The 7,816-nt window shown below is 44.3% G+C and carries 5 protein-coding genes and 2 pseudogenes; 5 read left to right on the top strand and 2 right to left on the bottom strand.

Translation table 11 applies throughout. The features are described 5' to 3' along the window. Positions 1-967 precede the first annotated feature (967 nt). The 5 genes from P5683_RS20900 (at position 968) to cynS (ending at position 5,615) form a co-directional block, all read left to right on the top strand. Positions 968-2,572, top strand: coding sequence for a CmpA/NrtA family ABC transporter substrate-binding protein (locus tag P5683_RS20900; protein ID WP_006620531.1), 1,605 nt, complete (start codon positions 968-970; stop codon positions 2,570-2,572). A 144-nt stretch (positions 2,573-2,716) separates the two neighbouring features. Further along, a complete protein-coding gene (ntrB, locus tag P5683_RS20895) occupies positions 2,717-3,532 on the top strand; it encodes a nitrate ABC transporter permease (RefSeq protein WP_006620530.1) in 816 nt (271 codons plus the stop codon). Then, complete coding sequence (locus tag P5683_RS20890; protein WP_006616530.1) at positions 3,532-4,401, top strand: ABC transporter ATP-binding protein; 870 nt, start codon at positions 3,532-3,534, stop codon at positions 4,399-4,401. Before ntrB ends, P5683_RS20890 begins: the two co-directional genes overlap by 1 nt. Before the next feature lie 10 nt (positions 4,402-4,411). Continuing rightward, positions 4,412-4,843, top strand: a complete 432-nt coding sequence (locus tag P5683_RS20885) for a nuclear transport factor 2 family protein (RefSeq protein WP_006620528.1) — start codon at positions 4,412-4,414, stop codon at positions 4,841-4,843. A gap of 331 nt (positions 4,844-5,174) precedes the next feature. Then, a complete protein-coding gene (gene cynS, locus P5683_RS20880; RefSeq protein ID WP_006620526.1) occupies positions 5,175-5,615 on the top strand; it encodes a cyanase in 441 nt (146 codons plus the stop codon). A 78-nt stretch (positions 5,616-5,693) separates the two neighbouring features. On the opposite strand, the pseudogene P5683_RS20875 reads toward cynS, so the two are convergent. Both P5683_RS20875 and P5683_RS20870 read right to left on the bottom strand, forming a co-directional pair. Further along, a pseudogene (locus P5683_RS20875) lies at positions 5,694-6,756 on the bottom strand (ISKra4 family transposase). Positions 6,757-6,969: 213 nt separating this feature from the next. Continuing rightward, positions 6,970-7,176: pseudogene (locus tag P5683_RS20870) on the bottom strand (IS1 family transposase); the annotation flags it as partial. Positions 7,177-7,816: the final 640 nt, after the last annotated feature.

Raw genomic sequence — 7,816 nt, 5'->3', positions numbered from 1 at the left:
ATAGCCTAGACTAGCACCATATCTTTTATTCCCTGTCAACCTGCGGAATGTAGGTTTAAACGTTCCATTTATATGGGCATTCCATCTTTAGATTTGTCCTATCCACCGGGGTTACTTATAAAGGTCTGTGCAGGTAATACTAAAAACTTCCTGCTTTTCCCCTTGCTCTTTTGAGCGCAGCGTGACAACCTATTTCGCTGCCTACTTATGACGATGGTTCAAGCCAGACATTCGGTTTCCCTAATCTCCTGGATGGTTGGCAGTGGTCTCGTTTTTGGTGTTAGGTTAAACCTCAGAGCCTTCCGTTCCCCGCTTCAATCCCGGGTTTGTGATTCCCAAAACTGGGGGTGGCTATCGCCGTTACTCTCAACGCAATTGTTAAGGAATCATTAAGATTTCCGGTTTGGCGTTTTGACCTTGAGTTCCCTGCCTTGTTTTGTATATTTCTATACCAAACGTTGGGACATATAAACAGTTATGGGATGGTCAGGGTACGAGTCCCTTATATTTCACCAAGGGGTGAAAGTCCTACTAGGAGGTTATTTCATGCATTGCAGCCTTATTTGACTCCTAAACGTCTCGCACCAAGAGGTTGCACTTTATGGAAACAGAATGGCCGCGGTTATCCTAAATAAGGGGATTGCCTAACCTGTTATCCGCAAAAAAAAAGCGAGCGAGCTAACAAACGCCCGCCCGCAAGCCACTACAGCGCCCAAACAGAGAGCGGCCAGCCCCGCCCGAACTGGCCAGCCGGCAACGAGCCAACAAACACTGGACAACTAACAACAAACCAGCACCCGCACCGCCGAACAGCCAACGCACCAGCGCCAATTTTATATTGGTTAAATAAAATGGTTGAGCGCAAAAAAGGGAAAAAACTTCAGGTAAAAGTATCTATTGATACAGTTCATGTCGGAGAAAAACAGTTTAATGCACATGGTCAGTTTATCTACTCACATGTATAATCATGAAATTCGCAAAGACGGTCTTATCTCAGCGAGATGAATGGAAAGGAGTAGAAAACCTTTGTATTAAATGTGGTAAATTTCATCCAAGTCAATCTCATTGGGAATTCATGGAAACCATGCCCAGTGATCCTTTGCACATGATCAATGACTTGACCAAGATGGGAGTATATAAACCCCAAACATTTGGTATTGCCGATGCTCTGAGTACCGCCGAACTAAGAAAAGAGTTATTTTTGAAAATGGCGGGTAAAGGTAATCCCAAGCGTGAAAAATTGGTCTTGGAATTAGCAAAACAAGCGGGAGGTTTGGATAATGCCTTTTCTGCCGCCTTTGGAGCAAAATCTGGGCAGTTTTTTGGGGATGCCATCCGTAATGGGGAAGTAAGTCGCCGTAAGTTTTTACAAAATATTGCCATCGGTGCAGCCCTTGTTACCCTGGTAAATGCTTGTGGGGATACGGTAATTGATCCTGATGATCCTCCCCCAGATGTATCGGATTTGGAAAAAACAGATTTACGAGTGGGCTTTATTCCCATTACCTGTGCAACTCCCATTATTATGTCTCAGCCTTTGGGCTTTTATCAAAAACATGGTCTAAATACTCAGAACGTCAGAATGCCAAGCTGGGGAGCGATAAGAGATTCCGCCATTGCGGGGGAATTGGATGCTTATCATATGTTAGCCCCCATGCCCATCGCCATGACTTTAGGATTAGGCTCGGCTACCTTTGGAGTGAAACTGGCTAGTATTGAAAATATTAATGGTCAAGCCATTACCATAGCCGACAAGCATCGGGGTAATGTCAATAAGCCAGAAGATTTTAGAGGCTTTGTTTTGGGTGTACCTTTCCCTTATTCAATGCACAATTTACTGCTCAGATATTATCTCGCCACTGGTGGTATTAATCCCGATACTGATGTTACCATTCGCTCTGTACCTCCCCCAGATAGTATTGCCCAGCTAATTGCTGGAGATATTGATGGTTTCTTGATGCCTGATCCTTTTAACCAAAGAGCCGTTTTTGAAGGGGCAGGGTTTATTTATAAACTTACCAAAGATCTTTGGGATGGTCATCCCTGTTGTGCTTTTGCAGCCAGTGATACTTGGATAAACGATAATCCTAATACTTTCCGAGCTTTGAATAAAGCAATTATTCAGGCAACGGATTACGCTAGTGAGTCAGGAAATAGGGAGGAAATTGCCGAGGCTATTTCTGGTAGATCTTTCCTTAATCAACCTGTGGAGGTGGTTAAAGCCGTATTAACGGGTAATTTTGAAGATGGTTTGGGTAATAGTTTTAATGTACCCGATCGCATCGATTTTGACCCCTATCCTTGGCAGAGTTTTGCTAACTGGATTACGTCTCAGTTAGTCCGTTGGGATATTTCAGGAAATGGTAGGGCAGCCCAATTGATCGCTGATGGTAGTTATGACGAAATCGGGCAGGATGTGTTTTTAACGGATTTAGCGAGGGAATTGGCTCAGGAATTAGGACAGACTCCCCCTGATGATATTTATCGCACGGAAACCCTGGCTTTGGATGAATTTAACCCTCAAGATCCAGAAGGCTATATACAGGCTCAAATTGATGAGTTTGGCTTCTAGGAGTTTATCCTCCCTAGCCCCTTAATAAGGGGGTAATGAATAGTTACTTATCAATTCCACAATTTTTTGTGGATAGGGGGGTAAAACTAATGCAGAGTTTGCCTTGTTGTTTTGGCAAGAAAGAGAACACTAATTGCAGTCAAGATGAATATTACTCAAGACAATAAATTTAAACAATTCTTAGAAAATGAAAACATAAAAGCGCTGGGGATATTCCTTATTTCCCTCGGCATTTTTCTCTCATCGTGGGAAATAGGGGCAAATCTGGAACTATTTTCCCAAGGAGTACCTACCGCTTCTCTGACTATTAAGGAGTTGTGGTGGTGGTTGACTAATCCTTTTTTCAATAATGGCCCTAATGATATGGGTATTGGTTGGAATTTATTGATTAGTTTGCGACGGGTGGCAATCGGTTATATTATGGCTTCGGTGATTGCCGTACCCTTGGGCATTTTAATCGGTATTTCTAAAATTGCTGCGAAAGCGTTTAACCCCTATGTACAGTTACTCAAACCAGTTTCTCCTTTGGCTTGGTTGCCTTTGGGTTTATATTTATTCCGAGATTCCGAAAAAACAGGTATTTTTATTATCTTAATCAGTAGTATTTGGCCTACCCTTGTCAATACAGCTTTTGGGGTTAGTAATGTTAACTCCGATTATCTTGATGTGGCGAGAACTTTGGGTGCTTCCCGTTGGCGCACTATTTTTAAGGTAATTATTCCGGCGGCACTACCTAATATTATTTCGGGATTAAGAATCAGTATGGGTATTTCTTGGTTGGTAATCGTGGCGGCAGAAATGCTTTTGGGCACAGGGTTAGGTTACTTCATCTGGAATGAATGGAATAACCTATATTTACCTAATATTATCGTTGCCATTATCATCATCGGTTTGGTGGGTTTAATACTTGACCAAATTTTTATCTTCCTTGAAAATCTTGTTTCTTTCGGTAAAAAATAATGACTGTATCTAATCAACCAGAATATTTAACTTATCTTGAAGCCCCAGATACTGTTCAGGTATGTTTAAGGGGAGTATCAAAGGTATTTTCTACTAAGCATGGCTTATTTGGCAGTAAGAAAAAAACTTTTGTCGCCCTTGAAAATATCAATCTCAATATTGAATACAATAATTTTGTCAGTATCATTGGCCCTTCGGGTTGTGGTAAATCTACTTTATTGAGTATTATCGCTGGTTTAACCTCGGCAACCACAGGCTCGGTAATGATGAACAAAGAACCCATCACAGGGCCGGGGCCTGATCGTGGTATGGTGTTCCAAAATTATGCCCTCATGCCTTGGATGACGGTGGAGGAAAATATCCGCTTTGCCCTGGAGACGGTTTACCCGAAAATGTCTCCTACCAATTTAAAAAGAATTGTAAAAGAGCATTTACAAATGGTGAACCTGGAAGGGGCGGCAAAAAAACATCCCCATGAGTTATCAGGGGGTATGAGGCAAAGGGTAGGGATAGCCAGAGCTTTGGCTATTAATCCTGATATTTTGCTGATGGATGAGCCTTTTGGGGCGCTAGATGCTCTAACTCGTGGTTTTTTGCAGGAAGAAATCGAGCGAATTTGGGAAGAACATCGCAAAACTGTAATCATGATTACTCACAGTATTGATGAGGCTTTGTTACTGTCTGATAAGATTATTATGATGACCAAAGGTCCGGCGGCCGGTATTGCTCAGGTGTTGGATGTGCCTTTTCCTCGTCCTCGCAATCGTCTTGAGGTGGAAGAACATCCCGCCTATCATGATTTGAAGGTGGCGATGGAGGAACATTTATACCGAGAAACTCGCGCCGTGGAAGAAGCGAGGGTGGCTTAGGAAGGTGATTATGGTAACTGAATCTAAACCCCCTTTTCCTCCTTTTACCCTAGAGACGGCGACTCAAAAGGTCAAGATGGCTGAGGATGCTTGGAATATCAGAGATCCTGAAAAGGTTGTTTTAGCTTATACGGTTGATTCTCAATGGCGCAATCGTGATGAGTTTTTGTCTGGTAGGAAGGAGATTAAGGCTTTTTTGTATCGTAAATGGGCAACGGAGTTGGATTATCGTTTGCGTAAGGAGCTATGGGCTTTTACGGGCGATCGCATTGCGGTGCGGTTTGAGTATGAGTGGCATGATTCATCTAACCAGTGGTATCGTGCCTATGGTAATGAGATGTGGGAATTTGCGGAAAATGGTTTGATGCAATATCGATTTGCGAGTATCAATGATCTGGCTATTGCTGAATCGGATCGTAAGTTCCTTTGGGAAAGGGATTAGATCCTTGTCTGTTCCCCGCAAATTTGGGGCTAGATCCCCCCCCAACCCTCTTAATAAGGGGGGAGTCTCAACAAAACAATTAATTTATTTATGGTAGTCCTTTTGAATTGTAAGATCAGATCTCCCCTTACCTCCCTTAACAAGGGGGCAATGAAGGCTAATGGTTTACAAGTTTGGATAATCAGTTATATCAAAAGTCGGGGTTTTTGCCCCCTAAATCTCCTAATTCTGGGGGTTTCCACTATTGCTATTTATCTGGACTCAATATTACAAGTTATTTAGGACTACCATGTTTACCAATCAAAAAATCAACAAATAAGGAGAATTTTAAATGACTGCACCTATTACTGAAAAATTATTGGCTGCTAAGAAAGCAAGAGGCGTTAGTTTTACTGAGTTGGAGCAACTTTTAGGACGGGATGAGGTTTGGATTGCGTCAGTGATTTATCGTCAGGCGAGTGCGGATGAGGCTGAAGCCAAAAAGTTGGTGGAGGCTTTGGGTTTACCTGCGGAGTTAGCGGATGAGTTGACTGTGCCTCCTCTCAAGGGTTCTTTAGATCCTGTTATTCCTTCTGATCCTCTGATTTATCGTTTTTATGAAATCATGCAGGTGTATGGGATGCCTATAAAAGAGGTAATCCATGAAAAGTTTGGGGATGGTATCATGAGTGCGATCGATTTTACCCTCGATGTGGAAAAGGTTGAAGATCCTAAGGGCGATCGTGTCCAGGTGATTATGTGTGGTAAGTTCTTACCTTATAAGAAGTGGTAGCACTAATTAAATAGATGGGTGCATCTCAATTAGGAGATGAGTATAATTACTCAGGGCAAAAATCTACTCTTACCCTGATTAAGCAGCTAACGCGCCATTTAGGTAGGCACAGCGACGCCTCAACACCTTCGGCACATTCTCCTTTCGCCATTGTGCCCCCGGCAACTTCACCCTCATCCCAATTTGTTTCACCAACGACTCCACCCGACCCGAACCAATCGATTGCCCCGCTTCCTGCCCAGCCTGGTAGTCTATAATCCTAGTCTGGTGATGCTTTAAGTAATTGATAAACCCCGTCGCTCCCCGACATGGCTCTGGGCGTAGATACTCAATTGCCTTCTGGGTCTCTCCTCGCCATAGCAGTGCTCGCATCTGCGACTGTTGAGCCGGTGTTCCTTGCACCTTGTTGGCATTTTCCATTATTAGATACCAATCGAGCACTTCCATCCGTTGCTGTGATGTCCCCATCTCACTGACAATGTTCCACACCCCCTCATGACCATCTCCAAGACAGGTAAACTGCTCCCCTAGGGGTTGGGCATTCACCCCACTCCAGTAGTCCTTGATTATCTTTAAAGAACGCTACACCCCCTTGCTCATGAACATTTAACCCTTTGTATTCTCTCCACTCACAGGGTTGACTCTCCTCAGTGGGCAGGCGAACCATTCCTCCATCTAGGCTCAGTTCCGTGTGGGGGGTCAGTTATCTCCACCTCACACCAGTCCTCTCGCTGTACAAGGCGTTGGAGCGTACTGTGGGAGATGCTCATCCCGGTCAGTATCGTGATATCCTCTTCGGCTCGTTGGTAAGCGTTATTAGCACTAACGAGCAAGCAACACTTCTCAAAGTATGGACTCCAACGAGTCCCTGGCTTCACTTGCAGTTGTTGACCTTGAGCGGTAGTGAGGGTGAGTTTACCGAGGATACTGGTCAGGGTGAGTTGTTTTCCGCTGTGGCGGTCTGTTGCCTGGTCGATAAAAAAACTCCTAGTTGAGGCAAGACGTGTTCTTGAGTAAGAGCACGAACACTCTTCTCAATGGCTTCAAGGGCGGTGAGTTCAGCAGGGTTAGCTTCGCTGTAGAGAATGGCCGCAATCGCGTCAAGGTGTTGCTGGAGTTGAGCTGGTTTCTGAGAATCCATGAGTAGAGGGAGGGTGAGTGGTGCTTCGCTCATTATGTAGGGCTGTGGGTGAAGGTTGCACTAAGTACAATTACTCATTTCTTAACTGAGATGCACCCAACGTGAGACTATTTGAGTAGGGGTCGAGAGAGATGTCGCCATCTCCCCCTCCCATACAAAACCGTGCTTGCGAGTTTCCCAGCACACGGCTCCTAATTTGACGGTACTGGTCACTTAAGGTGGCAAGTCTCGAAAGCTCCTCAGAGAAAGCCTTGGGCCAACACTCACCGCTCGTGAGGCGAAACCGAGCGCCATGGCAGGAGTCTCCCAACTCGACCATCGCGGTCTAACCCAATTATGGATTAAACGCTGTACCGAGAGTGCTCGCTCGAGTCCTGATGGCGTTTTGGCGTAGAGATTTTGTCGGCGTCGAAAGGCACTATAGCATTAGTCAAGGTGGTTAGGACGCAGTTTGATTCTCTCCATGATGCCATGGATTCTGTTCTCAAGGCTGCGTCCTAACCGTATTGACTAGTGCTATAGAAGATAAAAAGCAATCACCCCATCTCCCAATCAACAGAGATGATATTGATGATGATGGTTGGCGTAAGCCCTAACACCTAACAGCCTAACAGCCTAACAGCTAACCACATACCCCAATAACTTAATCACCCCCTATGGTTTCTGACTGTAGGGGGTGTCTATGTATTTTTTGCTAACAGTCTAACTGCAACAGTCTCATTAAATGTCAATTTTTTCATTAGGTCAAGTGCCAACAGTCTAACTGCAACAGTCTAATTACGGGTTTATATGAATGCTTACCCTATCATGTCCAGATAATACCCAGAACTACTTTACCCCTAACAGATAGCTTTACCTACAACCTACGACTAAGATTTTGGGGGTGAACTGATTATGTTGGTATCGGTTTCCGCACGGGGTGATTACCACCAAAGACTAGAGACTTGCTAAGGATTATGTGGGTATCGATTCCCATCTCGGTAATTGTCACCAGTTGAAAAGTTGTTTAGGGGTATCGGGTTGGAGTCGGTAGATGATAGCCCATAGTTTCCCCTCACCG

The sequence above is a fragment of the Limnospira sp. PMC 1279.21 genome (assembly GCF_032349615.1).
GTDB classification, from domain to species: Bacteria; Cyanobacteriota; Cyanobacteriia; order Cyanobacteriales; family Microcoleaceae; genus Limnospira; species Limnospira fusiformis.
The sequence above is the reverse complement of the archived record's forward strand: the minus strand, read 5'-3'. Positions and strand labels throughout refer to the sequence as shown.

What these genes read in the sequence shown, in the direction of transcription:
- P5683_RS20890 (WP_006616530.1), top strand. Translation starts at nt 3,532, where the DNA reads ATGACTGTATCTAATCAACCAGAATATTTAACTTATCTTGAAGCCCCA.
- P5683_RS20885 (WP_006620528.1), top strand. Translation starts at nt 4,412, where the DNA reads ATGGTAACTGAATCTAAACCCCCTTTTCCTCCTTTTACCCTAGAGACG.
- ntrB (WP_006620530.1), top strand. Translation starts at nt 2,717, where the DNA reads ATGAATATTACTCAAGACAATAAATTTAAACAATTCTTAGAAAATGAA.
- cynS (WP_006620526.1), top strand. Translation starts at nt 5,175, where the DNA reads ATGACTGCACCTATTACTGAAAAATTATTGGCTGCTAAGAAAGCAAGA.
- P5683_RS20900 (WP_006620531.1), top strand. Translation starts at nt 968, where the DNA reads ATGAAATTCGCAAAGACGGTCTTATCTCAGCGAGATGAATGGAAAGGA.